Annotated in this window: 29 protein-coding genes; 15 read left to right on the top strand and 14 right to left on the bottom strand. The window is 72.5% G+C overall.

From position 1 onward, the window contains the following. Positions 1-6 precede the first annotated feature (6 nt). On the bottom strand, positions 7-387 hold the full coding sequence (locus Dsi01nite_RS34225) for a MerR family transcriptional regulator (protein WP_203850479.1): 381 nt from the start codon (positions 385-387) through the stop codon (positions 7-9). A gap of 55 nt (positions 388-442) precedes the next feature. Here Dsi01nite_RS34225 and Dsi01nite_RS34220 point away from each other — a divergent pair, with 55 nt between their 5' ends. From Dsi01nite_RS34220 to Dsi01nite_RS34210, 3 genes are read left to right on the top strand one after another with little or no spacing between them, the layout of a single operon-like run. Further along, complete coding sequence (locus Dsi01nite_RS34220) at positions 443-1,111, top strand: SDR family oxidoreductase (protein ID WP_203850478.1); 669 nt, start codon at positions 443-445, stop codon at positions 1,109-1,111. Positions 1,112-1,120: 9 nt separating this feature from the next. Continuing rightward, positions 1,121-1,687 carry a GNAT family N-acetyltransferase gene (locus Dsi01nite_RS34215; protein ID WP_203850477.1) on the top strand — a complete coding sequence of 189 codons (567 nt, stop codon included), beginning with the start codon at positions 1,121-1,123 and terminating at the stop codon, positions 1,685-1,687. Positions 1,688-1,705: 18 nt separating this feature from the next. Beyond that, the gene (locus Dsi01nite_RS34210) at positions 1,706-2,527 is read left to right on the top strand and encodes a sugar nucleotide-binding protein (RefSeq protein WP_203850476.1); all 822 of its coding nucleotides are present in this window, start codon (positions 1,706-1,708) and stop codon (positions 2,525-2,527) included. Here the strand turns inward: Dsi01nite_RS34210 and Dsi01nite_RS34205 are convergent, their stop codons facing one another. The 5 genes from Dsi01nite_RS34205 to Dsi01nite_RS34185 are packed head-to-tail and all read right to left on the bottom strand — an operon-like array spanning position 2,528 to position 5,253. After that, complete coding sequence (locus Dsi01nite_RS34205; protein ID WP_203850475.1) at positions 2,528-3,532, bottom strand: MerR family transcriptional regulator; 1,005 nt, start codon at positions 3,530-3,532, stop codon at positions 2,528-2,530. Between the two features lie 16 nt (positions 3,533-3,548). Further along, positions 3,549-4,214 (bottom strand): HEAT repeat domain-containing protein, encoded by a 666-nt coding sequence (locus tag Dsi01nite_RS34200; RefSeq protein WP_203850474.1) that lies wholly within the window; start codon positions 4,212-4,214, stop codon positions 3,549-3,551. A gap of 52 nt (positions 4,215-4,266) precedes the next feature. Further along, positions 4,267-4,572, bottom strand: a complete 306-nt coding sequence (locus Dsi01nite_RS34195) for a DUF1048 domain-containing protein (protein WP_203850473.1) — start codon at positions 4,570-4,572, stop codon at positions 4,267-4,269. A gap of 1 nt (position 4,573) precedes the next feature. Further along, positions 4,574-4,930 carry a DUF1048 domain-containing protein gene (locus Dsi01nite_RS34190; RefSeq protein ID WP_203850472.1) on the bottom strand — a complete coding sequence of 119 codons (357 nt, stop codon included), beginning with the start codon at positions 4,928-4,930 and terminating at the stop codon, positions 4,574-4,576. Next, positions 4,927-5,253, bottom strand: coding sequence for a PadR family transcriptional regulator (locus tag Dsi01nite_RS34185; protein ID WP_203850471.1), 327 nt, complete (start codon positions 5,251-5,253; stop codon positions 4,927-4,929). The genes Dsi01nite_RS34190 and Dsi01nite_RS34185 overlap by 4 nt, the downstream gene beginning before the upstream one ends. 270 nt (positions 5,254-5,523) lie before the next feature. Here Dsi01nite_RS34185 and Dsi01nite_RS34180 point away from each other — a divergent pair, with 270 nt between their 5' ends. Further along, positions 5,524-6,264, top strand: a complete 741-nt coding sequence (locus tag Dsi01nite_RS34180; RefSeq protein ID WP_203850470.1) for an SAM-dependent methyltransferase — start codon at positions 5,524-5,526, stop codon at positions 6,262-6,264. A gap of 34 nt (positions 6,265-6,298) precedes the next feature. Here the strand turns inward: Dsi01nite_RS34180 and Dsi01nite_RS34175 are convergent, their stop codons facing one another. Next, complete coding sequence (locus Dsi01nite_RS34175) at positions 6,299-6,769, bottom strand: NUDIX hydrolase (protein WP_203850469.1); 471 nt, start codon at positions 6,767-6,769, stop codon at positions 6,299-6,301. A gap of 140 nt (positions 6,770-6,909) precedes the next feature. Between Dsi01nite_RS34175 and Dsi01nite_RS34170 the strand changes: the two genes are divergently transcribed. The 5 genes from Dsi01nite_RS34170 to Dsi01nite_RS34150 are packed head-to-tail and all read left to right on the top strand — an operon-like array spanning position 6,910 to position 11,321. Further along, positions 6,910-7,257, top strand: a complete 348-nt coding sequence (locus tag Dsi01nite_RS34170) for a molybdopterin oxidoreductase (protein ID WP_203850468.1) — start codon at positions 6,910-6,912, stop codon at positions 7,255-7,257. 2 nt (positions 7,258-7,259) lie between these two features. After that, complete coding sequence (gene nirB / locus Dsi01nite_RS34165) at positions 7,260-9,719, top strand: nitrite reductase large subunit NirB (protein ID WP_239136373.1); 2,460 nt, start codon at positions 7,260-7,262, stop codon at positions 9,717-9,719. Further along, positions 9,716-10,036, top strand: a complete 321-nt coding sequence (locus Dsi01nite_RS34160) for a Rieske (2Fe-2S) protein (RefSeq protein WP_203850467.1) — start codon at positions 9,716-9,718, stop codon at positions 10,034-10,036. Before nirB ends, Dsi01nite_RS34160 begins: the two co-directional genes overlap by 4 nt. Continuing rightward, entirely contained in the window at positions 10,033-10,374 is a 342-nt protein-coding gene (locus tag Dsi01nite_RS34155) for a hypothetical protein (protein WP_203850466.1), read from the top strand. The genes Dsi01nite_RS34160 and Dsi01nite_RS34155 overlap by 4 nt, the downstream gene beginning before the upstream one ends. Beyond that, positions 10,371-11,321: a DNA glycosylase AlkZ-like family protein gene (locus Dsi01nite_RS34150; protein WP_203850465.1), complete on the top strand. Its 951-nt coding sequence runs from the start codon at positions 10,371-10,373 to the stop codon at positions 11,319-11,321. The genes Dsi01nite_RS34155 and Dsi01nite_RS34150 overlap by 4 nt, the downstream gene beginning before the upstream one ends. A 467-nt stretch (positions 11,322-11,788) precedes the next feature. Here the strand turns inward: Dsi01nite_RS34150 and Dsi01nite_RS34145 are convergent, their stop codons facing one another. Genes Dsi01nite_RS34145 through Dsi01nite_RS34125 form a run of 5 tightly spaced genes read right to left on the bottom strand, consistent with a single transcriptional unit; the run spans position 11,789 to position 15,151 of the window. Beyond that, positions 11,789-13,021: an RNA polymerase sigma factor gene (locus tag Dsi01nite_RS34145; protein WP_203850464.1), complete on the bottom strand. Its 1,233-nt coding sequence runs from the start codon at positions 13,019-13,021 to the stop codon at positions 11,789-11,791. Continuing rightward, entirely contained in the window at positions 13,014-13,358 is a 345-nt protein-coding gene (locus tag Dsi01nite_RS34140; RefSeq protein ID WP_203850463.1) for a YciI family protein, read from the bottom strand. Before Dsi01nite_RS34140 ends, Dsi01nite_RS34145 begins: the two co-directional genes overlap by 8 nt. Further along, positions 13,355-13,762, bottom strand: a complete 408-nt coding sequence (locus Dsi01nite_RS34135) for an NHL repeat-containing protein (protein WP_203850462.1) — start codon at positions 13,760-13,762, stop codon at positions 13,355-13,357. The genes Dsi01nite_RS34140 and Dsi01nite_RS34135 overlap by 4 nt, the downstream gene beginning before the upstream one ends. 20 nt (positions 13,763-13,782) lie before the next feature. Continuing rightward, positions 13,783-14,547, bottom strand: coding sequence for an SAM-dependent methyltransferase (locus tag Dsi01nite_RS34130; RefSeq protein ID WP_203850461.1), 765 nt, complete (start codon positions 14,545-14,547; stop codon positions 13,783-13,785). Then, the gene (locus Dsi01nite_RS34125) at positions 14,525-15,151 is read right to left on the bottom strand and encodes a TetR/AcrR family transcriptional regulator (protein ID WP_203850460.1); all 627 of its coding nucleotides are present in this window, start codon (positions 15,149-15,151) and stop codon (positions 14,525-14,527) included. Before Dsi01nite_RS34125 ends, Dsi01nite_RS34130 begins: the two co-directional genes overlap by 23 nt. A gap of 59 nt (positions 15,152-15,210) precedes the next feature. Between Dsi01nite_RS34125 and Dsi01nite_RS34120 the strand changes: the two genes are divergently transcribed. Then, complete coding sequence (locus Dsi01nite_RS34120) at positions 15,211-16,737, top strand: cation:proton antiporter (protein WP_203850459.1); 1,527 nt, start codon at positions 15,211-15,213, stop codon at positions 16,735-16,737. On the opposite strand, the gene Dsi01nite_RS34115 is transcribed toward Dsi01nite_RS34120, so the two are convergent. Then, a complete protein-coding gene (locus tag Dsi01nite_RS34115; RefSeq protein WP_203850458.1) occupies positions 16,734-17,174 on the bottom strand; it encodes a nuclear transport factor 2 family protein in 441 nt (146 codons plus the stop codon). The two genes, Dsi01nite_RS34120 and Dsi01nite_RS34115, sit on opposite strands and share 4 nt — an antisense overlap. Positions 17,175-17,250: 76 nt before the next feature. Here Dsi01nite_RS34115 and Dsi01nite_RS34110 point away from each other — a divergent pair, with 76 nt between their 5' ends. Beyond that, positions 17,251-17,796 (top strand): TetR/AcrR family transcriptional regulator, encoded by a 546-nt coding sequence (locus Dsi01nite_RS34110; RefSeq protein ID WP_203850457.1) that lies wholly within the window; start codon positions 17,251-17,253, stop codon positions 17,794-17,796. 22 nt (positions 17,797-17,818) lie between these two features. Further along, positions 17,819-18,916 carry a CaiB/BaiF CoA transferase family protein gene (locus Dsi01nite_RS34105; RefSeq protein WP_203850456.1) on the top strand — a complete coding sequence of 366 codons (1,098 nt, stop codon included), beginning with the start codon at positions 17,819-17,821 and terminating at the stop codon, positions 18,914-18,916. A 46-nt stretch (positions 18,917-18,962) separates the two neighbouring features. Here the strand turns inward: Dsi01nite_RS34105 and Dsi01nite_RS34100 are convergent, their stop codons facing one another. Beyond that, positions 18,963-19,574 (bottom strand): hypothetical protein, encoded by a 612-nt coding sequence (locus Dsi01nite_RS34100; protein WP_203850455.1) that lies wholly within the window; start codon positions 19,572-19,574, stop codon positions 18,963-18,965. A 72-nt stretch (positions 19,575-19,646) separates the two neighbouring features. On the opposite strand from Dsi01nite_RS34100, the gene Dsi01nite_RS34095 reads away from it, so the two are divergent. From Dsi01nite_RS34095 to Dsi01nite_RS34085, 3 genes are read left to right on the top strand one after another with little or no spacing between them, the layout of a single operon-like run. Continuing rightward, positions 19,647-20,858 (top strand): acetyl-CoA C-acetyltransferase, encoded by a 1,212-nt coding sequence (locus Dsi01nite_RS34095; protein ID WP_203850454.1) that lies wholly within the window; start codon positions 19,647-19,649, stop codon positions 20,856-20,858. Between the two features lie 30 nt (positions 20,859-20,888). Beyond that, a complete protein-coding gene (locus Dsi01nite_RS34090; protein WP_203850453.1) occupies positions 20,889-22,991 on the top strand; it encodes a 3-hydroxyacyl-CoA dehydrogenase NAD-binding domain-containing protein in 2,103 nt (700 codons plus the stop codon). A gap of 19 nt (positions 22,992-23,010) precedes the next feature. Continuing rightward, positions 23,011-23,817 (top strand): alpha/beta fold hydrolase, encoded by an 807-nt coding sequence (locus Dsi01nite_RS34085; RefSeq protein ID WP_203850452.1) that lies wholly within the window; start codon positions 23,011-23,013, stop codon positions 23,815-23,817. Positions 23,818-23,883 lie beyond the last annotated feature (66 nt).

The raw sequence follows: 23,883 nt of genomic DNA, 5'->3' as shown, positions 1-23,883 counted from the left end.
GCATCATCAACTTTCCGGGTAGTGGTTCGGAGCACAGCCGTCGGTGACGCTGGCCGTCGCGGCGGCGATCACGGCGTCGAGGCGGTCGCGGGTGGCGGCGAGGCCGGTGATCTGCGCGTCGATGCGGTCCCGTTCGGAGGCGAGCAGCGCCAGGGTCTGCGGGGTGGCGTAGCTGGTGTACACGCACGGCAGCAGCTCCAGGATGCGGCGGCTGGACAGGCCCGCCGCGTACAGCTGCTGCACCAGCACCACCCGGTCGACGGCGCCGTCGGGGTAGGTGCGCTGCCCGCTGGGGGTGCGGGCGGCGCCGAGCAGGCCCTGCTCCTCGTAGTAGCGCAACGCCCGCACGCTGACGCCGGCCTTGACGGCCAGCTCACCGATCCGCATGTGGCGCGCCCCTCACTTGCCTCTGACGTCAGCGTCAGGTTTTAGCGTAGCCGACATGGAGATCAACGGATCGGTTGCGCTCGTCACGGGCGCGAACCGTGGCCTCGGCCGGCACTTCGCCCTGGAACTGCTCAACCGTGGCGCGGCGGCGGTGTATGCGACGGCCCGCGACCCGCGCGGCGTCGACCTGCCCGGGGCGCGGGTGCTGCGCCTGGACATCACCGACCCCGGCAGCGTCGCGGCCGCCGCCGACGCCGCGCAGGACGTCAACCTGCTCGTCAACAACGCGGGCGTGGCCACGTACACCAACCTCCTCGACGGCGATCTGCGCCAGATCCGGCTCGAGATGGAGACGCACTACTTCGGCACACTGCAGGTCGTGCGGGCGTTCGCGCCGGTGCTGGCCCGCAACGGCGGCGGCGCGATCCTCAACGTCCTGTCGCTGCTGTCGTGGGCGAACTACGACGGCGCCAACGCCTACAGCGCCGCGAAGGCCGCCCAGTGGAGCCTGACCAACGGTATCCGGCTCGAGCTGGCCCGGCAGGGCACCGCCGTCACCGGCGTGCACCTGGGCGCCGCCGACACCGACATGATGGCCGGGTTCGACGTGCCGAAACTGGACCCGGCGTCCGTGGCCGCGACCGCCCTCGACGGGGTCGCCGCCGGACAACGAGAGGTCCTCGTCGACGACGCCAGCCGCGCCGCGAAGGCGGCCCTCGTCTAGGTTCTGGGGGTGCCGTCGCTCGTGACACCCGCGCTGCCCGCCGGGACCCTCGCCGCGCTCACCCAGCCGTCCCTGGACGGTGCCGATGGGTTGCGGCTGCGGCCCTGGCGGGCGGCGGACGCGGACACCGTCGTCGCCGCGTACACCGACCCCGACATCCAGCGCTGGCACTGCCGGACGATGACGCCCGGCGAGGCCCGGGACTGGATCGACCGGTGGCCGGTGCGGTGGCGGACCGAGTCCGGCGCCGGCTGGGCGGTCACCGACGGCGGCCGCGTCGCCGGGCAGATCAGCCTGCGCCGGATCGACCTCGTCGAGGCCCTGGCGGAGGTGTCGTACTGGGTGCTGCCGCACGCCCGCGGCCGCCGGGTCGCGGGCCGGGCCCTGGCGGCGCTGACCGGCTGGGCGTTCGGCGAGCTGGGCCTGCACCGGGTCGAGGTCTGCCACTCCACCGCGAACCTCGCGTCGTGCCGGGTCGCGGACCGCGCCGGATACGTGCTGGAGGGCACGAAACGCGGCGAGGCCCGCCACATCGACGGCTGGCACGACATGCACCTGCACGCCCGGATCTCCTGAGCCGGTATCGTGCGGTTCGTGACGGGGCGGATGCTGGTGACGGGTTCGACCGGTTCGTTGGGTCGGCGGGTGTACGAACGTGCCCGCGCCGCCGGCTGGACCGCGACCGGCACGTGTTTCACGACCCCCGGGGCCGCGGACCTGCGCCTCGACATCCGCGACCGGGCCGCGGTCGACGCCGCCGTGCGTGACCTGCGACCCGACGTCGTGATCCACACGGCGGGCGGCCGGGACCGCGGCGACTGGCGGTCCCTCGCCGACGGCGCCGCCCACGTCGCGCTCGCCGCCGCCGCGACCGGTGCGCGGCTGGTCCACATCTCCAGCGACGCCGTGTTCTCCGGCCGGGAGGTCCACTACACCGAGGACGCCCTGCCGGACCCGACGTACCGGTACGGTGCCGCGAAGGCCGCCGCCGAGACCGCCGTGCAGGCGATCGCCCCCGCGGCGGTCCTGGTGCGGACCTCGACGATCCTCGGCGACGGCCGCGGCGCCCACGAGGTCCTCACCCACGCCCTGTCCTCGGGCGCGGTGACCGGCGCCCTGTTCACCGACGAGATCCGGATGCCGGTCCACGTCGACGACCTCGCCGACGCCCTCATCGAGCTCGCCGGCACCGACGTGGCCGGCCCGCTGCACGTCACCGGCCCGGAGCCGGTCAGCCGCTACGACCTGGGCCTGATGGTCGCCGCCCGGGACGGCCTCGACCCGGCGTCGATCCCGGCCGCCCGCAGCGCCGACGTCCTGCCCGGCCGCCCCCTCGACGTCCGTCTCGACTGCACCCTGGCCCGGTCGCTGCTGCGCACCCCGCTGCGCCCGGTGAGCGTTTTCATGACGTCGTGATCACCGGCTGAGGGCTCCCAGCAGGGCCGACGCGACGAGGGCGACCACCCGGTCGGCGTCGTGTTCCAGCTGCCGCAGCACGACCTGCGCACGGTCTGCCGGCAACTCGGCGAGCGCCTGCGTCAGCCGGATCCGCGCCGCGACGTCGGCTCCGGCGATCTCGTCGGTCAGGGCCCGCATGATCTGGTCCGCGACATCCGTGCTCTCCGGCTCGCTGGCGAGGGTGCCCAGGACCTCGGCCGCCTCGACGTCGTTGGTGCCGTCGACGATCATCCCGATGAGCGCCGGCACCGCGGCGGTCACACCGCGGGCGCCGAGGGCAAGGGCGGCGGGCCCGCGTACCGCCGGGTCCGGGTCGCCGAGGGCGCCGGCGAGGGCCGCGGTCGCGTCGTCGCCGGGCAGCTCGGCCAGCGCCATCACCGCGCGCCGGCGGACCCCGGCGTCCGGGGACCGCACGCCGGGCGCGAGGCCCGCCACGCCGTCGCCGCCGGCCCTTGCCAGGGCCCACCGCAGGGCACCGGCGACGTTCGGGTCGGACTCGGCGAGGACCGCCCGGGCGAGGACCTCGGTGGGGATCGGCGCGTCCTCGGCCGGCGCGAGGACCGCCTGCTGCCGGCGGGCGGCGCTGGGCGAGGTGAGCCCGTGCAGGAGCTCGACGATGCGCAGGACGCCCTGCCAGCCGCCGGGCGCGGACGCGTCGACGGCCCGGAGCCGCTCCAGCAGCTCCTGCTCCCGCCGCAACCGGTCCTCGGTGCGCCGGATGAGGTCACCGACCAGCGCGGCCGGTTCGAATCCGGGGTCCTGCAGGGCGCGGGCGACCTGCCGCAGCGACAGGCCCAGCGTCCGCAGGCTCTCCACGTGGAAGATCCGGCGGATGTCGTCGGCCTCGTACTCGCGGTAGTTGCCGACGGTGCGGCCCGACGGCCGGACCAGGCCGAGGGACTCGTAGTGGCGCAGCATCCGGGTGCTCACCCCGGAGCGGCGGGCCACCTCACCGATCAGCACGCCGCCTCCTCGCCGGTCAGCACGCGGCCGTCTCGACCCATGCTGGGCCGAGCGCGACGATGCGCCGGGCCGCCTCGACGTCCGGCTCGAACGCGGCGTCCGGGTCCTGCAGGAGCTGGTGCGTGGCCCTGGCATGCGCGCGTACGGCCGGGTCGGCGCTCGCCAGCGCCGGCCCCAGCGCCGCCTCCGCCGCGTCTGCCAGCGCGACGAGGGCCCGGCTGAGGCTCAGCTGGACGGTGCGGCCGCCGCGGCCGAGCTGCGTGACGAGTTCCGCGGCCAGCCCGGCCTGCTCCCCGTCGGGCACGAGGACGACGGCGGCCCGCCAGGCACTGCGGGCGACCTCGTCGTCGGCGTCGCGCAGCAGCTCCCGGGTGATCGCCGGCCACGCGCCCCGGTCCCCGATCTTGGACAGGGTGTGCAGCGCCTGGCTGCGGGCCTGCGCGTGCTCCGAGGCGAGTTCCGGGAGCAGCCTGGGCACGGTGACCTGTGCCGGCAAGCGGGTCAGCGCCCAGGTGAGCATGTCCCGGACGTAGAAGTCCGGTTCGAGGGCGCACCGGGCCACGAGCGCGTCGACAAGCCCGGGGTCCGGGTGGGTACCGGCGGCGAGGGCCGCCTGCAACCGGGTCGACGCGTTCCCGGCGCTCAGCGCGTCACGGTGCTGTGTGCGGTTGACGGGAACCACCTCCTGCACCCCAGTGAAGACCTTGTCACGGTGTCAGGGTCAAGGTGGCGGCCTAGCCTTTTACGGAATCCTGGTAGATGTCCGCGTACGTGCGGGAGTCCTTGATCAGGTCGTCGCAGAACGCAGCGACGTCGGTGCCGATGAGGTCCAGGACCCCCCGGCCGGACGCGGCTCCCTCCTCGAAGAAGTCGACGATCCCGGTGAGCAGACGCCCGTCGAGCAGGTCGACCGGCCCGACCTTGAACAGGTACTTCTGCATCTCCTGGTAGACGATGCGGTAGTCCGGTGGGAGCGCCTTGACCCTGGCCAGTTGCGCCCGCCACTGCCGCTTGCCTTCGATGATGTCCCGGATGCTCACATCAGCCTCCCAACCTGGCCAGTTTCCGTGCGACGGTGCTGTTCAGTTGTTCCCGCCACCGGTCCCGGTAGGTCCGGGCGCCCGCGCCGCCGGCCAGCGCCCTGGCGAAGCCCGGGATGTCGTCGCCGAGGATCTCGTCGATGTCGAGCCCGTCCGCCGCTCCTTCTTCGAGCAACGCGAGAGCGGCGTCGACGATCGGCATCAGGTTGCGGCCGGTGAAGTCCCCGTACGGGAACAGGTGGTCCTGGACCTGTGCCCACGCGGCCCGGTGGTCCTCGGGCAGCGCCGCGGCCCGGGCCTCGAAGGCCTGCCATTCCCTGGTGAGATCGTTGCCGGTGATGGTGTCCCAGAAGCTCATCTCCCGCCCTCCTTGAGCCTGTCGATGCGTGATGAGACGTACTGCCATTTCGCCCAGAACGTGGCGAGCTGCTCGCGTCCGGCGTCGTTGAGGGCGTAGAACTTGCGCGGCGGCCCGACCTCGGACGGCCGTTTCGTCACCTGGACGAGCCCGTTGCGCTCCAGCCGCAGCAGGATCGTGTAGACGGTTCCCTCGACGACGTCGGCGAAGCCGAGTTCGTTCAGCCGGCGCGTGATGGCGTAGCCGTAGGTCTCCTCACCGCCGATGATCTCCAGGACACAGCCCTCAAGGGTGCCCTTCAACATCTCCGTCAGGTCGTCCACCGCACCTCCTCGCCTGCTCCGCCTGGTACCTCGTACCACTTGGTACCGCTACACGGTATCACTACATAGTGGCCGTCCACCAATTTGCGGCATGGCGGGCAAGGTGGGTCAGCATGAGTTGGCGAGCCTGATATTTCGGTTGCCGGGCCTTCAGGCTGGATCTAGCGTGGCGCGGAAACCTGTCCAGAGAGTGGGTGCATTTGATGCCGCTGCGTTGCGATTCCTTGACGACCTTCGCATTCGCAACGACCTCAGACAGGACACTCCGGCATGGACCTTCCCCGTCATCACGTCATCCGCGAGGGTGACCTTCGCATTCTCAACCCGTTCTCGCCCGCGAAGCTGGCCACACTCGGCCAGGCGATCAAGCTGCGGGCCGGCGATCGCCTCGTCGACCTGTGCTGCGGCAAGGGCGAACTGCTCCGCAGCTGGCACCTGGCGCACGGCATCCGGGGCATCGGCGTGGACATCAGCACCGCGTTCATCACTGAGGCGCGCGAGCACGCGGCCGGCCTTCCGGTGGAGTTCGTCCACGGCGACGCGGCCGGCTTCGTCGCGCCGGAACCGGCCGACGTGGTCGCCTGCATCGGTGCCACCTGGATCGGCGACGGCGTCGCCGGCACCATCGAGATCCTGGAGCGCAGCTTGCGTCCCGGCGGCATGCTGCTGATCGGCGAGCCGTACTGGCGGCTGGACCCGCCCGACCAGCAGACCGTCGAGGGGTGCCACGCGCAGACCCGCGACGACTTCCGGTCGCTGCCGGAGCTGGTCGCCCACTTCGGTGACGACCTCGGCTGGGACCTGGTCGAGATGGTGCTGGCCAGCCAGGACTCCTGGGATCGGTACGCGGCCGCGCATTGGCTGAACATCCGGACCTGGCTGGACGCCAACCCGGACGATGAGCTCGCCCCACAGCTGCGCGCCGAACTTGACACCGACCCGGTGCGGCACGTGCGCTATCAGCGCGAGTACCTCGGCTGGGGCGTCTTCGCCCTGCGCAAACGCGGATAGCCCGAACGGTGGCTGCCACCGATCGATCACCCAGTCAGTACCGGAGGAGGCCGCCGGGTTGGATCGGGTCCACGTGGCCGTTCGGTGGCAGCCGACGGTGCAGTTCGAGCCCGACGTCGACGATAACGGCACGTGGCAGGGTGGGGACCTCGGTCATCGGGACCCATCGGGTCAGGTCGGTGGAGCCGCCGGTCTCGTGCCGCAGCTCGCCGCCGGTGATCCGGACCCGGTAGAAGATGCCCACGTGGTGCAGCTCGGCACCCCACTTCACCTGCCTCGCCCGGGAGTCCACGCCGAGCAGCGCGTCGACACCCACCTCGTAGCCCGTCTCCTCGGCGACCTCGCGGACGACCGCGTCGAACGGGTCCTCGGCGTGTTCGACCTTGCCGCCGGGCAGGGTCCAGTGCCGGCGGGAGCCGTCCGGCGAGACCCACCGGGCCAGGAGGAGGTGCTCGTCCCGCTGGCACACGCCGTACGCGGCGACCCGGAGCCGTTGTGTGATCACACTTCACAGTGTGCGGGAGGGGGCGAAGAGGACTCGCACCACGGCGCGTAACAAGTGCGGTATTGGGGTGTAACGGCGGCTGGACACCATCAGGGGCAGTCAGGGCCGCCCGTGCCGGTCCTGCGGAGAGGACGGCAGAGGTGCAGACGACGCCACGTTTCCTGCAGGGTGTGTTCCCGTTCGTCGGCAAGGGGATCGAGTCGCCGGTGCCCCTCGACGCGGCGCTCGTCTACACGGTGCCGGCCGGGGTGATCGCGCAGACGGTGTACTTCCGCGGCGGCAACACCACCGGTGAGCTCGTCTACGTGGTGCTGACCCGGGACGGGCGGCCGATGCGGTACTTCCCGATCGGCGCGAAGAGCGACGTGCACGTGCCGCTCCGGGTCGTCGAGGACCTCGACGGTGGGACGGTCGTGGAGCTGCTCGTCGGCGCGCCGGAGGGCGTCGCGGGGTCGATCGTCGTGGACCTCGGCCTGGTGGAGGTGTAGTCGTGCCAGAGAAGCAGCGGCTCGTGGTCGTCGGCAACGGGATGGCCGGGGCGCGGGCGGTGGAGGAGATCCTCGAACGCGGAGGGCGCGACACATTCAACATCACGATGTTCGGTGAGGAGCCGTACGGCAACTACAACCGGATCATGTTGAGCAACGTGCTGTCCGGAGTCGAGGAGGAGGACGGGATCTTCCTCAACAGCCTGCCCTGGTACGCCACGAACGGCATCGACCTGCGGGCCGGGGTGAAAGTCCAGCGCATCGACCGGTTCGGCAAGGTCGTGCTGGACGACGCCGGCAACGAGCTGCGCTACGACAAGCTGATCGTCGCCACCGGCAGCCGGCCGTTCATCCCGCCGATCGAGAACATGCACCACCCGCGGCGCGGCTACCACCAGGGCGTGTTCACGTTCCGGACGATCGACGACACCCGCGGCATGATCCGCTACGCGCGGGACCACGAGCGGGCCGTCGTCATCGGCGGTGGGCTGCTCGGTCTGGAGGCCGCCCGCGGGTTGCAGCAGTACGGCGTCCACGTGACCCTCGTGCACGCCGCCGGGCATTTGATGAACGCGCAGTTGGACGCCCAGGGCGGGGCGATCCTGAAGGCGAGCGTCGAGCGGCTCGGGATCACCGTCGAGCTTGCCGCCCGTACCGCCGCGATCGAAGGAAAGGCAAAGGTGGAGGGGGTCCGGTTCGCCGACGGGCGCGTGATCCCGTGCGACATGGTCGTCGTCGCCGCCGGGATCCGGCCCAACACCGGTCTCGCCGAGGTCAGCGGCCTCACCGTCGAGCGTGGCATCGTCGTGGACGACCAGCTGCGCTGCCTCGACGAGCCCGACATCTACGCGGTGGGGGAGTGCGTGCAGCACCGCGGCGAGACGTACGGCCTGGTCGCGCCGCTGTGGGAGCAGGCCCGGGTGCTCGCCGACCACCTCACCGGCGTCAACCCGCAGGCGGCCTACCACGGGTCGCGGACCGCGACGAAACTCAAGGTCGCCGGCGTCGACGTGGCCGCGATGGGGATCACCAGCCCGGCGCCCGGCGACGAGTTCGTGGTGTTCTCCGAGCCTGGCCGCGGGGTGTACAAGAGCGTCATCATCCGCGACGGCCGGCTCGTCGGTGCGACGCTGCTCGGTGACGTCGGCAAGGTCGGCTACCTGATGCAGGCGTTCGACCAGGGGCTGCCGCTGCCGGAGGAACGGGTCCGGCTGCTGTTCGACCTCGGCGGGCCGACCGCATCGGAAAGCGCCGAAGAACTCGCCGGTGACGCCCAGGTCTGCAACTGCAACGGCGTGAGCAAGACAGCGATCACCGAGGCGGTCAAGGCCACCAAGACGCTGTCCGGGGTCATGGAACGCACCCGGGCCGGGAAGGGCTGCGGCTCCTGCAAGTCCCTGGTCAAGCAGATCGTGGACTGGGCCGCCGGCGGCGCCGCGGACGAGGACCCGGCCGCCAACTGGTACGTGCCGGGTGTGCCGCTGCCGAAACCGGAACTCATCGCGGCGATCCGGGCCCAGAACCTGCGCAGTGTCTCCGCCGTCTTCGACGCGCTCGCCGGCGGTGAGGAGGACGCGAAGAGCAAGATGGGGCTCGTGTCGCTGCTGCGGATGCTGTGGGGCGACGACTACGTCGACGAACGCGGCGCCAGGTTCATCAACGACCGGGTCCACGCCAACATCCAGCGGGACGGGACGTTCTCGGTGGTGCCGCAGATGAAGGGCGGCGTCACCACCCCGGCGCAGCTGCGGCGCATCGCCGATGTCGCCGACAAGTACGCGGTGCCCCTCGTCAAGCTCACCGGCGGGCAGCGCATCGACCTGCTCGGCATCCGCAAGGAGGACCTGCCGGCCGTCTGGGCGGACCTGGACATGCCGTCGGGCTACGCGTACGGCAAGAGCATGCGCACCGTGAAGACGTGCGTCGGCTCCGACTACTGCCGGTTCGGCGTCGGCGACTCCACCGCGCTCGGCATCGCGATCGAGACCCGGTTCCAGGGCCTGGAGAGCCCCGGGAAGATGAAGCTCGCCGTCACCGGCTGCCCGCGCAACTGCGCCGAGGCGTACGTGAAGGACCTCGGCGTCGTGGCCATCGACGGCGGCCGGTGGGAGATCTACGTCGGCGGCGCGGCCGGCGCCCACATCCGCAAGGGTGACCTGCTCGCCACCGTCGACACCCCGGCCGAGGTGATGACGTTGACGGGACGGTTCCTGCAGTACTACCGGGAGAACGCGAACTGGCTCGAACGCACCTACGCGTTCGTGCCGCGCCTGGGGATCGAGCGGCTCCGGTCGCTGATCGTGGACGACTGTGAGGGGCTCGGGGCGGGCCTGGACGAACGGATGGAGGCCGCCGTGGCCGCGTACCGCGACCCGTGGAAGGAAGGCCTCGACCCGACGGTGCCGGGCCAGTTCCGCACGTCGCTGCCGCTGGTCGTGCTGCCGCAGGTGCCGGTCCGATGAGCGTGGACGCGGTGCGCACCCACCGGCTCGGGCCGGTCGAGGAGATCCCCGTCGGTGAGGGCCGCGCCTACGCCGTCGACGGCCACCAGGTCGCGGTGTTCCGGCTGCGGTCCGGTGCGCTGCGGGCGGTGTCCGCGGTGTGCCCGCACGCCGGCGGACCCCTCGCCGACGGGCTGATCGACGCGAAGGTCGTGATCTGCCCGCTGCACCAGCACGTGTACGACCTGGCAACCGGCTGCTCGAGCACCGGCCAGCCGCCGCTGCGGGTCTACGACGTGCACACCGACGACGACGGTGTGCTGATACTGACTACATGACGCGTTCCGTGGTCCCGGTGGTGCTCGCCGCGCTGGTGCTGGCCGGTTGCGGTGGCGGCCCGGGCGGGCCGCCCGGGACGGTTCACGGCACGATCGTCGTCTCCGGCGGCCCACCGGGCTCGACGGCGCACAGCGAGGCGGGGACGGTGATCGTGCGGCGCGGCGGCGCCGAGGTCGGCCGGCAGGACGTGCCGGCGGGCCAGGGGTTCACGTTCACCCTCGACCCCGGCAGCTACCGGTTGTCGGTGCGGGGTCTCGGCGACGGCTGCATCGACACGACCGTGACCGTGGCCGCCTCGTCGGACCGGTCCGTCGACCTGCTGTGCCAGCGGAAATGACCGTCACCTGGGCCGGCGCCCTGGCCTGGCGGATGCGCCGGCAGCTGCTCGTCGGCGGGGACGCCTCCGCCGTCGAGGTGGTGCGTCGGGTCGGCGCGGTGACCGTGGGCTCTGCGCCGCTCGCCGTCGAGGTGCGGGGATCTTCCCGCGACTCCCTCGACCGGGCCCAGGCCGCGGGCGCGATCATCAAGACCTGGACCTTCCGGGGCGCGGTGCACCTGATGACCGTCCAGGACGCGGCGGCCTACCTGACGTTGCGTGCCGCCGGGCGCCAGTGGGAGCGGCCGAGCTGGCAGGACTTCTACCAGCTGCGACTGGCTGACTGGCCCGACCTGCGCGCTCGGCTGCGTGCGGGGCTGGCCGGCGGGCCGCTGGCCGGGCCGGACCTGTGGCAGTTCGTCACGGCGACGCCGCGCTTCCGGCACCTGCGCGAGGTGCCGACCGACACGCTGTTCAAGGCCTTCGCCTGGCAGGGCGACCTGAGCATGACGGCCGACAACCGCCTCCAGCTGGTCGACCTGCCCGCCATCGACCTCGACGCGGCCGGCCTGCACGCGGTGGAGCACTACTACCGCAACTACGGTCCGGCCACACTCGACCACGTCCACTACTGGCTCGGTGGAGGGCTCAGCGCCGGCCGCAAACGGATCGACTCCTGGATCGCCGCGCTCGGCGACCGGCTCGTTCCGGTCCTGCCGGGCGGCTTCTGCGTGCTGAGCGACGATCTGGCCGCCCTGGAGCGGAGCGAGCCCAGTGACGCGGTCCGGCTGCTGCCGGGTCACGACCCGTGGGTGCTCGGGCCGGGCACCAAGGACACCCACGTCGTGCCACCGGAACATCGGACCGCTGTCACCAGACAGGCGAACCTCGTCATCACCGGCGGCGTCGTCTCAGGCACCTGGAAGGTGACCAACGGCAGCGTGATCGTCGATCCGCCGCGGCGGTGAACGCCTGAGACCGGGCTCAGGTCGGCTCAGAGGACTCACAGCCGCCGATGGTGAGACTGTCGGTATGCAACGGGGGCGGACGGCAGCGGGTTGGACGGCGGTCGGCGCGGCGGCGGTGTACGTCGCGCTGAACGACAACCCGGTCGGTGGCGTGACCCGCGGCGAATGGCCCGTGGACGGCCTCGTCGCGGCCGGGCTCGCGGTCGCCGGGGGCGCGGTCGCCCTGATCGTGGTGCACCCCTGGCTGACCCGGGTGCTGGCGCGTGGTGGGCGGCCGGCGCCGCTCGGCAGTCCCGGATACGTCATCGTGGCGCGGTGTCCGACCTGCGTGCAGTGTCTGCCGTGGTCGCGGTGCTCGACGCTGATGACGGCGACGGTGTGCTCGCCGCCCTACCCGGCGCCGCCGAGGCTGATGACCTGTGAGCGGGGACCGGGGCGGCGCTGCGTCGACAGCTGCGCCGCGACGGTCACCTCGGCGTTGCCGCCGGGTCGACGGCCCGGGACAGCAGGAACCGCTGCTCGGACCGGTTCGTGGTGAGCCGCGCGGCGGCCCGGAACCAGCGCGCGGCCTCGACGTGCGCGCCGGACATCGCCAGGAGGTGCGCGCGGACCGCGGCCGGCCGGTGGCTGCGGGCCAGCCGCGGGTCGCCGGCGACGGTGTCCAGAACGGCGAGGCCGGCCGCCGGGCCGTGGACCATCGCCTCGGCGACGGCCCGGTTCAGGGTGACGACCGGGCTGTCGGTGACGGCGCCGAGCAGCCGGTACAGGGCCAGGATCTGCGGCCAGTCGGTGTCCCGCGCGCGGGGCGCCTCGGCGTGCACGGCCGCGATCGCCGCCTGCAGCTGGTAGAAGCCGGGCGGGCCGGCCCGCAGCGCCGCGGTGACCAGCGTGACGCCCTCGGCGATCGCGGCGCGGTCCCAGCGGGTGCGGTCCTGCTCGTCGAGCGGGACGAGGGCACCGCCGGGGCCGGTGCGGGCGTCCCGGCGGGCGTGGGTGAGCAGCATCAGCGCCAGGAGGCCGCCGACGTCGCCGCGGCCGGGGAGCCGGGCGTGCAGCAGCCGGGTCAGGCGGATCGCCTCGGCGGACAGCTCCACCCGGTCCAGGGTGTCGCCGGTGGTGCCGACGTAGCCCTCGGTGAAGATGAGGTACAGCACGGCGAGGACCACGTCGAGGCGCTCGTCGAACTCCTCCGGTGCGGGCAGCCGGAACGTCGCGCCTGCCTCGCGGACCTTCGCTTTGGCGCGGCTGATGCGTTGGGCGACGGTCGGCTCCGGGGTGAGCAGGGCCCGGCCGATCTCGGCGGTGCTGAGGCCGCCGACGGCGCGCAGGGTCAGCGCCAGCTGCGCGGGCGCGCTCAGCGCCGGGTGGCAGCACAGGAACAGCAGGGTCAGCGAGTCGTCCTGATCCCGGGACCAGCCCGACACCGCCGGCGGGACCGGCGGCTGCCAGGCGGCCTCGCGGCGGGTCCGGGCCTGCTCGCTGCGCAGCAGGTCGACGAGGCGCCGCGACGCGACCCGGATCAGCCAGGTGCGCGGCTCCTCCGGCACGCCCTGCGCCGGCCACTGGGTCGCCGCGGCGAGCAGCGCCTCCTGCACGGCGTCCTCGCACGTGTCGAAGTGCCCGTAGCGGCGCACGAGCGCGCCGAGCACCTGCGGGACCAGGTCGCGCAGGTGCTCGGCGGTGACCGGCGGATCAGCCATGCATGATCGGGCGGACCTCGACGGTGTCGCCGACGGCGTCGGCGATCCGGGCCGCGACGGCCAGGGCCCGGTCCTGCCCGTCGCAGTCGAGGACGGCGAAGCTCGCGAGGACCTCGCCGGTCTCCGCGAACGGGCCCTCGCTGACCAGGGAGCCGCGGCGCACGGTGTGCGACAGGGCCGGGTGGCCGAGGCCCTCGGTGCCCAGCAGCTCACCGGAGTCGGTCAGTTCCTTGATCAGGTCCGCGTAGAACGCGCACGAGGCCAGGAACTCCTCCGACGTCACGTCGACGGTGTCCCACTCGGCGAGGCTGGTGTACGCCAGCAGCAGGTACTTCACGCGATCCGCTCCATTTCGGCGTGGTAGCCGCCACCCGGCCACACCCAGTCTCCGATGAGGACGTCGCCGGTGGCGTCGAACGTGCCGCGGAAGTAGCCGGGTGAGCCCTTGAACCCGCCCCAGATGGTGAGGGTGTCACCGTCGAGGTCGTAGACGTAGTCCAGGGTGTTGCCGTCGGCGTCGTACGCCCGGGCCTTGATCTCGGTGCCGGGTTCCTCCCCGAACCTGTGTTCGCGGCCGATGATCTCGGTCATCGACACGCGGTGCCCGTCGTGGTCCAGGACGCCGCGCTGGATCAGGAAGTGCCCGCCGTCGAGCCACTCGTAGGTGGTGGTGCCGGTGGCGCCGCCGGTGACCTTCCAGGTGCCGGCGAGCCGGCCGAGGCGCTGCAGTTCGTCGTCCATCGGTGCTCCTTGTCGAGATGTCAGGTGCTGTCGCCTGATACCTCGGAGCGGCCCGGCGCGTCTCGACACACGAAGACGCCCCAGCCGAGAAATTCCCGCCGGTACTGCAGATGGCTGCGGCGGCTGTCGTCGAGGTACCGGCGCATGGCGTCGGCGTCGGGGTGGGCGGGGTGCTCGCGGAGCCAGGTGTCGACGGTCCACCACTGCGACGCCTTGTACCGGTCCCATGAGTCGCGGTCGGCGAGGACCATCTCGACCAGGCTCAGCCCGGCCGCCTCGAGCCGGTCCAGGGTGCCCAGCAGCGACGTGAACTCGGCGAACTTGGCGGGGATGCCGGTCGGTGGGGTCGCGGTCCAGTACGGCTCCCCGATGAGCAGCAGCCCGCCGGGGCGCAGCGCGGGCCGCAGCAGCTCGACGGTGCCGGCCAGGCCACCGCCGATCCAGGTGGCGCCGATGCACGACACCACGTCGTAGGACGCGTCGGCGGGGACGTCCTTGCCGGCGTCGCCGCGCCGGAACGTGACGCGGTCGCTGACGCCGAGCTCCCTGGCCCGTTCGTGCGCGGCGGACAGGAACACCTCGCTGATGTCGACGCCCTCGCCGACGGTGCCGTAGACGTCGGCCCACCGGGCCAGCATCTCGCCCTTGCCGCAGGCGAGGTCGAGGTGGCGCTGTCCCGGTCCGAGCCGGCAGACCTCGCCGAGCAGCATGAGTTTGTCGTCGGTGAACGGGTTGAGGATCCGGTGGCCGGCCTCGGCGATCTCATGCTGGCGAAGGATGTCCATGTTGCACCTTCGCCGCGGCGGGTGCCGGTTGTCCACCGTTTTGCGGCACTGCGGCGCCGTTGAGGAACAGGTCGACGAGGTCGGTGGCGTCTCCGCCGGCCAGGACGAGGGTGTGGAACACGCGGGCGAGGTATTCCGGGTCGCGGCGCAGCCGGTCCTGTTCGGGTTCGAACAGGACGGCGAGGGCGTCGACGGTCGCGGTCATCGCGCGGGTGCGGCGGCCCGGGTCGGGGCGTTCGGCGGGGTCGCGGCGGTGCAGGTGGCCGAGGGCGCCGGCGACCGCGCCCATCCGGGTCATGTACGCCCGCAGCGTCTCCACCGCCTCGACGAGACGGTCGGCGAGGGGCTGGTCGAGGTCGATGGCGCGGACGTGGGCGAGGGTGTCGTCGGCGCGCAGCGCCTCGGCCATGCACGCGAGCAGCAGCGCGTCCTTGTCCGCGAACGCGCGGAAGACGGTGCCCTCGCCGATCCCGGCGGCGCGGGCGACCTGGGCGGTGGTGACGGAGGCGCCGTGCTCGACGACGAGGGGCAGCGCGGCCGCGACGATCATCGCGCGGCGCTGGTCGGGGCTCATGGGTGAGGCCCTCCTGCGGGGTTCGGTCATGCCCCCGATTCTGCGGAGTGAGTGCTCACTCCGTCAAGGGTGGCTTATCGTGATCGTTCGTGAACGGTGTCCAGCTCCTTCTGATCATCTTCGGCGGGATCACGGTCTCCGCCGTCGCGCACCGCCGCGGTGCCCAGCCCGGCCTGGTCGTGGTCATCCTCGCCGCGGCCGCGTCGTTCATCCCCGGCGTGCCCCGGCTCGAGCTGGACAGCGAACTCATCCTCGCCGTCGTCGTGCCGCCGCTGCTGTACTCCGCGACCCGTGGCGCGTCCGGGTCCAGCTTCGCGGCGAACCTGCGCCCGATCCTGACCCTCGGCGTCACGCTCGTCGTGATCACCACCGGCGTCACCGGATGGGTCGCGTCGCTGCTGCTGCCCGCGATCGGGCTGCAGGCCGCGCTCGTCCTCGGCGCCGTGCTCGCCCCGCCGGACACCATCACCACCGTCTCGCACGGCGAGGCGCTCGGCCTGCCCCGCCGGGTCACCGCGATCCTCACCGGCGAGAGCCTGGTCAACGACGCGACCGCCCTCACCCTGTTCAGCCTCGCCGTCGCGGCGACCGGCGCCGGGCACACCCTGTTCGACAACGGCTTCGTGCTCTTCCTGTACAACGCCGTGACCGGCATCGTCATCGGTGGCCTGCTCGCGATCGCGACCCTGTGGCTGCGCAAACGCCTGCACGACCCGGTCCTGGAGACGTCGGTGTCGCTGCTGCTGCCGTTCACCGCGTTCCTGCTGGCCGAGCAGGTGCACGCCTCCGGCATCCTCGCCGTCGTCGTCGCCGCGTTCTCCGTGTCCATCAACACCGCCCTGGACAAGCGCCACCAGTACCCGGGCGCCTACCGCTCCCGGCTGCAGGAGGACACCGTCTGGCCGGTCGTGGACTTCCTGCTGGAGACGTTCGTGTTCGCCTACATCGGGCTCCAACTGCGGTTCGTGGTGCAGAGCCTCGCCTCGTCGGACACGCTGCTGCGCACCGTGGTCGCCGCCGCCGTCATCCTGGCCACGGTCATCGTCTTCCGGCTCGGCGCGGTGTCCGCCGCGTTCGCCTGGTGGGGGCTGCGCCGGCGGCGGCGCGAGCAGCGGGTGGAGACCGACCCGCGGGCCCGCGCCCACTGGGAGCGCCGGCTGCGGTGGCGGGCCCGCCGCGGCCGCAAGCGTCCCGTCCTCGGCGAGCCCACCCCGAAGGAGGCGCTCATCGTCGGCTGGACCGGCATGCGCGGCATCCTCACCCTCGCCGCCGCGGCCGCCGTCCCCGAACACCTCCACGACGGCGCCCCGTTCCCCGGCCGCGACGAGATCCAGGCGATCGCGCTGCTCGTCACCCTCGGCACCCTGCTCATCCAGGGCACCACGATCCCGATGCTGGTGCGCCGCCTGCGCATCGACATCGCCGCGGAACGCGAGCAGGAGGCCGCGCTGCTCGCCACGGGCGTCGCCATCGTCGCGGCGGCCGGGCCGGACTTCGACGCCCAGCGCGACGCCCTGGCCCGGGCCGTCTACGAGGAAACCCTCGACGACGCCACCGCCCGCAGCCTCATCCACGACGTCGACCTGCGCCAGGCCGCCGACGGCACGCGCGTCTAAGCGCTCGCGGTCAACGCGGCGGCGAGGTCGGCGGTCCGGCCGAGGAGCCGCGCGGTGGCGATCGGGTCCATGTAGTCCTGGTAGGACACGATCTCGCCGGCGCGGACCCGCATGATGCCGAGCGCACGGAACCGGTACGGCTCGCCGGTCACCGCGGAGCGCCCGTGATGCTCGATCTGGGCGACGACCACCTCGGGGTCGTCGGTGTCGCGGACGACCGCGTCGACGCCGTCCATCTCGAACAGCTGCCGCGAGCCGGCCGCCGCGCCGTGGTAGGCCTGGATCGCGGCCCGGCCGCGCAGCTCCCGGGGCTGGCCGGGCAGGGCGAACGGGTATTCCAGGACGCCGTCCTCGGCGAACAGGTCGGCGAAGCGGATCCCCTCGCCGGCCACCATCCGCCGGACCTGCTCGGCGACCTCGCGTGGACTGTGCACCATGATGCCTCCCGTACAATCGGAACGATGACCCCGCTTATCTCGACCCGACGATACGGAACGGTGGCCCCGGTTAGCAATGGCTCCCGCTGAACAACCGCTGCGCGCCGACGCCCGGCGCAACCGCGACCGGATCCTCGCGGCCGCCCGCGACGCGTTCGCCGAGTCCGGGTTCGCGGTGCCGCTCGACGACATCGCGGCCCGCGCCGGCGTCGGCCCCGGCACCGTCTACCGCCACTTCCCGACCAAGGAAGCCCTGTTCCAGGCCGTGATCACGGCCCGGGTCACCGACCTCGTCACCACCGCCCGGCAGCACGCCGACGCCCCCGACCCCGGTGCGGCGTTCTTCGCGTTCCTGGCCCACCTCGGCGCCGAGGGCGCCGCCAAGCGCGACACGTCCGACGCGATGTCCGTGCCCGGTCCGCTGATCGCCGACCTGCACGCCGCGGTCGCGGTCCTGCTCGCCCGCGCCCAGGCCGCCGGCGCCGTCCGCGCCGAGATCACGGTGGACGACCTGTTCACACTGTTCAAGAGCCTGTTCCTGGCCGCGCACGAGAGCACCGACCCGGGCCGGGCGGCCCGGCTGCTCACCGTGCTGTCCGACGGCCTGCGCCCACCACGCTGAGCGGACGGTCCAAGATGGGCGCATGACGACTGGGCCTTTGCGGGGCGTGCGGGTGGTGGAACTGGCCGGGATCGGGCCGGGACCGTTCGCCGGGATGATGCTGGCGGACCTCGGCGCGGACGTGGTCCGGGTCGACCGGATCGGGCCGGGTTCGCCGATCGCCCCACCCGCCGCCACCGACCTGCTCAACCGCGGCAAACGCTCCGTCGCCGTGGACCTCAAGGACCCCACCGGCGTCGCGACCGTGCTCGCGCTGGTGCGCAAGGCGCACGTGCTGATCGAGGGGTACCGGCCGGGCGTCGCCGAACGGCTCGGCGTCGGACCCGAGCAGGCGCACGCGGCCAACCCGGCACTCGTGTACGGGCGGATGACCGGCTGGGGGCAGGACGGGCCGCGGGCCACCACCGCCGGGCACGACATCACGTATCTGGCGCTGTCCGGCGCGCTGCACCCGATCGGCCGGGCCGGCGGGCCGCCGCAGGTGCCGGTGAACCTGCTCGGCGACTTCGGCGCCGGCGCCATGTACCTCGTCGTCGGGGTCATCGCGGCGCTGCGGGAGGCCGAGCGGACCGGCCGCGGGCAGGTCGTCGACGCCGCGATCGTCGACGGCGCCGCGCACATCAGCACGATGCTGCACAGCATGCTGGCCGTCGGGCTGTGGCAGGACCGGCGCGGCGTCAACATGATCGACACCGGGGCGCCGTTCTACGACGTGTACGAGACCTCCGACGGTAAGCACGTCGCCGTCGGCGCGTTCGAGCCGCAGTTCTACGCCACCCTCGTGACCACCCTGGGCCTGAGCGACCTACCGGACCAGCTGGACGTGGCGCAGTGGCCGGTGCTGCGCGAACGGCTCGCCGCGGCCTTCCTGACCCGCACCAGGGACGAGTGGTCGGCGCTGTTCCACGACAGCGACGGGTGCGTCACGCCGGTGCTGTCGCTGCACGAGGCACCCCGCGACGCGCACCTGGCGGCGCGGGGCACGTTCGCCGACCACCTCGGGGTCGTGCAACCCGTGCCGGCGCCGCGGTTCTCCGCGACCCCGGCGACGCTCGGCGGCCCGCCGCCGCTGCCGGGCCAGCACACCGAGGAGGTCCTGCGGGAATGGCAGGTGCCCTGAGGCGGCAGGGACTGTCGGCGCAGCGGTCGACCTTATGGGTCCCGGTTCAGCCGGGGTAGCCGGGCGCGGCGGTGCAGCGGTCGATCGCCGGGGTGGTCGGCCGCAGCGTCGCCGGGTCGAACGTCACCCTCCACTCCTGGCCGTCGGCGGTCCGCGCGACCAGCAGGTCGCCGGTGACGGTGGCGGAGGCGAACGTCCAGTCCGGGTAGGCGCCGCCGACCTTGTCGAGGAAGCACGCCACGTCGGTGGTGCCGTCGCGGCTGAGCAGGCCGTCGCGGCTGCGCAGCCGCAGCAGCAGCAGCTGCCGCGACATGTCGTCCTGCCGCCACGAGACGACCTGGACGTCGGTGCCGGCGGCGACGACCTCGGGCTGCCGCGGCGAGAACTCTCCCGCTGAGTGCAGCACCGCCCCGACCACGGCGACGATGACGGCGAACAGGCCGGTGCAGGCCTGCGCGACCAGCCGCTCGGTGCTCTCCGGCAGGACGCCGCGCAGCGCGATGATCACCATGACCGCCGCGATGAGGATCGCCAGGAACGGGTGGGAGATCGGGGTGAGCGCCGGATACCGCAGCGTCGTGGTGATGCCGGCCAGGACGGTGACGGCGACGGCCGACCCGGCGAACCAGAACATGATCAGAGCGGTCCCCCGGCGCATGTGGATATTCTCGCAGGGCGATGGCGGGCGGTGGGGTACCGCGCCCGGGGAGGGCAAGTTACTCTCGGGTAGGTGAGCACTGAGGCTTTCGTTTACGACGCTGTCCGCACACCGCGCGGGCGGGGCAAGCAGAACGGGTCGCTGCACGGGGTGAAGCCCGTGTCGCTGGTCGTCGGGCTGATCGACGAGCTGCGCCGCCGCTATCCCGGGCTCGACCCGGCCGACATCGACGACGTCGTGCTCGGCGTCGTGTCCCCGATCGCGGACCAGGGGTCCGACATCGCCAAGACCGCCGCGATCGCCGCCGGGCTGCCCGACACGGTCGCCGGGGTGCAGCTCAACCGGTTCTGCGCGTCCGGCCTCGAAGCGGTCAACGTCGCCGCGCAGAAGGTCCGCGCCGGCTGGGAGGACCTCGTCCTCGCCGGCGGCGTGGAATCGATGTCGCGGGTGCCGATGGGCTCCGACGGCGGCGCCTGGGCAATGGACCCCGAGACGAACTACACCACCCGGTTCGTGCCGCAGGGCATCGGCGCCGACCTCATCGCCACCATCGAGGGCTTCAGCCGCGAGGACGTCGACACCTACGCCCTGGAGTCGCAGACCCGCGCCGCGAAGGCCTGGGCCGGCGGCTACTTCAACCGGTCCGTCGTGCCGGTCCGCGACCGCAACGGCCTCGTCGTGCTCGACCGCGACGAGCACCTGCGCGCCTCCACGCTCGACGGGCTCGGGGCGCTGCCGGCGTCGTTCGCGACGATCGGCGACCTCGGCGGTTTCGACGCGGTGGCGTTGCAGCGGTACCACTGGGTCGAGCGGATCGAGCACGTGCACACCGCCGGGAACTCCTCCGGCATCGTCGACGGCGCGTCGCTCGTGCTCGTCGGCAGCGCGGCCGCCGGGACGAAGGCCGGGCTCACCCCGCGGGCCAGGATCGTCGCGGCCGCCGTCAGCGGCGCCGACCCGACGATCATGCTGACCGGGCCGGCGCCCGCGACCCGCAAGGCCCTCGCCAAGGCCGGGCTCACCGCCGCCGACATCGACCTGGTGGAGATGAACGAGGCGTTCGCCGCCGTCGTGCTGCGCTTCGCCAAGGACATGGACTTCGACCTGGACAAGGTCAACGTCAACGGCGGTGCCATCGCGATGGGGCACCCGCTCGGCGCGACCGGCGGGATGCTCATCGGCACCCTCGTCGACGAGCTCGAACGCCGCGGCCTGCGCTACGGCCTCGCCACGCTGTGCATCGGCGGCGGCATGGGCATCGCCACCATCGTCGAACGAATCTGAAGTCCAGCGAATCCGAAGGGCACCGAAACCATGACCGACACGATCCGCTGGGACCGTGGCGACGACGCCGTCGTGGTCCTCACCATCGACGATCCGGCCCGCTCGGCCAACACGATGAACGCCGCGTTCGTCGCCGACCTCGAAACCGTCGTCGACCGCCTGGAAGCCGAGAAGGACACCATCACCGGCGTCGTGGTCACGTCGGCGAAGAAGACGTTCTTCGCCGGTGGCGACCTCGACCGGCTCGGCGGCATCGGCCCCGACCAGGCCGCCGACGTGTACGCGTCCTCGATGCACCTCAAGAGCCTGCTGCGCCGCCTGGAGACGCTCGGCCGGCCGGTCGTCGCCGCGGTCAACGGCTCCGCGCTCGGCGGCGGCCTCGAACTCGCCCTCGCCTGCCACCACCGCGTCGTCGCCGACGACCCGCGCGTCGAGATCGGCTTCCCCGAGGTGACGCTCGGGCTGCTGCCCGGCGCCGGCGGGGTGGTGCGGACCGTCCGGCTGCTCGGCATCGCCCAGGCGCTGCTCACCGTGCTCCTGCGCGGGCAGCGGCTCCGTCCGGCGAAGGCCCTCGAAGCCGGGCTCGTCCACCAGGTCGCGCCGCGCGACGAACTCCTCGACCGAGCGAAGGCGTGGATCGCGGAGAACCCGAACGCGGTGCAGCCCTACGACGTGAAGGGGTACCGGATCCCCGGCGGCACCCCGGCGCAGGCGTCGTTCGCGGCGAACCTGCCCGCGTTCCCGGCGACGCTGCGCAAGGAGCTCAAGGGCGCGCCCTACCCGGCGCCGCGCAACATCCTCGCCGCCGCCGTCGAGGGCGCCCAGGTCGACCTCGCGACCGCGTTCACGATCGAGGGCCGGTACTTCACCGAGCTCGTCACCGGCCAGATCGCCAAGAACATGATCAAGGCGTTCTTCTTCGACCTGCAGGCCGCGAACGCCCGCGGCACGAATGCAACACCCTTCGCCAAGGTCGCCGTCCTCGGCGCGGGCATGATGGGCGCCGCGATCGCGTACGTGTGCGCGAAGGCCGGCATGCAGGTGCTGCTCAAGGACGTCACCGTCGAGGCCGCCGAACGCGGCAAGCAGTACTCGGCGAAGATCCTGGCGAAGAAGCCGTTCCTGCCCGGCGAGGAGATCCTGGCCCGGATCACCCCGACCGCCGACCCGGCCGACCTCGCCGGCTGCGACCTCGTCATCGAGGCCGTCTTCGAGGACCCGGCCCTCAAGCACAAGGTGTTCGCCGAGGTCCAGGACGTCGTCGCGCCCGACGCGCTGCTGTGCTCCAACACCTCGACGCTGCCGATCTCGCTGCTCGCCGACGGTGTGACCCGCCAGCAGGACTTCGTCGGGCTGCACTTCTTCTCGCCCGTGGACAAGATGCCCCTCGTCGAGGTCATCAAGGGCGCCGCCACCTCCGACGCCGCCCTGGACCGGGCCCTCGGCGTGGTGCGGCAGCTGAAGAAGACGCCGATCGTCGTCAACGACAGCCGCGGGTTCTTCACCAGCCGGGTCATCGGCACGTTCACCGGCGAGGGGCTGCTCATGCTCGCCGAGGGCGTCGCCGCGCCGTCGATCGAGCAGGCCAGCCTGCAGGCCGGATACCCGGCCGCGGTCCTCGCGCTGATGGACGAGCTCACGCTGACGCTGCCGCGCAAGATCCGGCTCGCGTACGGCGACGCGTGGACCCCGACCCCCGCCGACGCGCTCATCGACCGCATGATCGACGAGTTCGGCCGGCCGGGGCGCTCCGGCGGAGCCGGCTTCTACGAGTACCCCGGCGGCAAACGCGACCGGTTGTGGCCCGGACTGCGGGAGCACTTCGCGAAGCCCGGCGTCGACGTGCCGTTCGTCGACATGCAGGAGCGGATGCTGTTCGCCGAGGCCCTCGAGTCGGTCAAGTGTCTCGACGAGGGGGTCCTCACCAGCGTGGCGGACGCCAACGTCGGCTCGATCCTCGGCATCGGGTTCCCCGGCTGGACCGGCGGCGTGCTGCAGTACATCAACCAGTACGACGGCGGCCTGCCGGGCTTCATCGCCCGCAGCCGCGAGCTCGCCGCCCGCTACGGCGCCCGGTTCGAACCGCCGGCGCTGCTGCTGCGCAAAGCGGAGCAGGGCGAACAGTTCGTCTGATCCGCCGTAAGGTCGGGTCATGGGGACCGGACACATCGAAGTATCTGACGGATCGCTCTACTACGAGGCCGTCGGGGACGGGCCCGCCGTGGTGCTGTTGCACGGCGGGCTGCTCGACTGCCGGATGTGGGACGACCAGTTCGAGCTGCTCGCCGCCACGCACCGGGTGATCCGCCTCGACGTGCGCTCGCACGGGCGGTCCAGCACCGCCACCGGCGACTTCCGCCATGACGACGACCTCGCCGCCGTCCTGGACACCCTCGGCGTCGACCGGGTCGCGCTGGTCGGGCTGTCCATGGGCGGGCGGATCGCGTTCGACTTCGCCGTCAGCCGGCCGCAGCGGGTGTGGGCGCTGTGCGCGGCGGCGACCGGGATCAGCGGGATGACGTTCACCGACCCGTACGTCCTCGACCGCTACCAGGAGATGGGCCGCGCCGCGCAGGAGCGGGACACGGCCGCGTTCGTCGAGGCGTTCCTGCGCGCCTGGGTCGACGGGCCGCACCGCAGGCCGGAGGACGTGGCCGCGTCGGTGCGGGTGCGGTGCGCGGACATGGCCGCCAACAACGCGACCCGGCACGCCACCGCGCAGGGCCGGATGCTGGAACGCGACGCCCTCCACCGGCTCGGCGAGGTCACGGCGCCGACGCTGCTGGTCATCGGCGACACCGACTCCAGCGACATCGTCGACGTCACGCAGCGCGCGGTGCGGGACGTTCCGGGCGCGCGGCGGGTCGAGATCCCCGGCGCCGGCCACATGATCAACCTGGAACAGCCCGACGCGTTCAACACGGTGCTGCTGCCGTTCCTTCAGGAGCAGTCCCCCTGATTCCGCGTATCCGTGCGATGACTCTCCGTTACGGTCTTCGACTGCGGGGCGGCGGGTAGTCGAGCC

Origin of the sequence: Dactylosporangium siamense, assembly GCF_016862795.1 — a bacterium.
GTDB lineage: Bacteria > Actinomycetota > Actinomycetes > Mycobacteriales > Micromonosporaceae > Dactylosporangium > Dactylosporangium siamense.
This window is presented reverse-complemented; position numbering and strand designations above follow the sequence as displayed.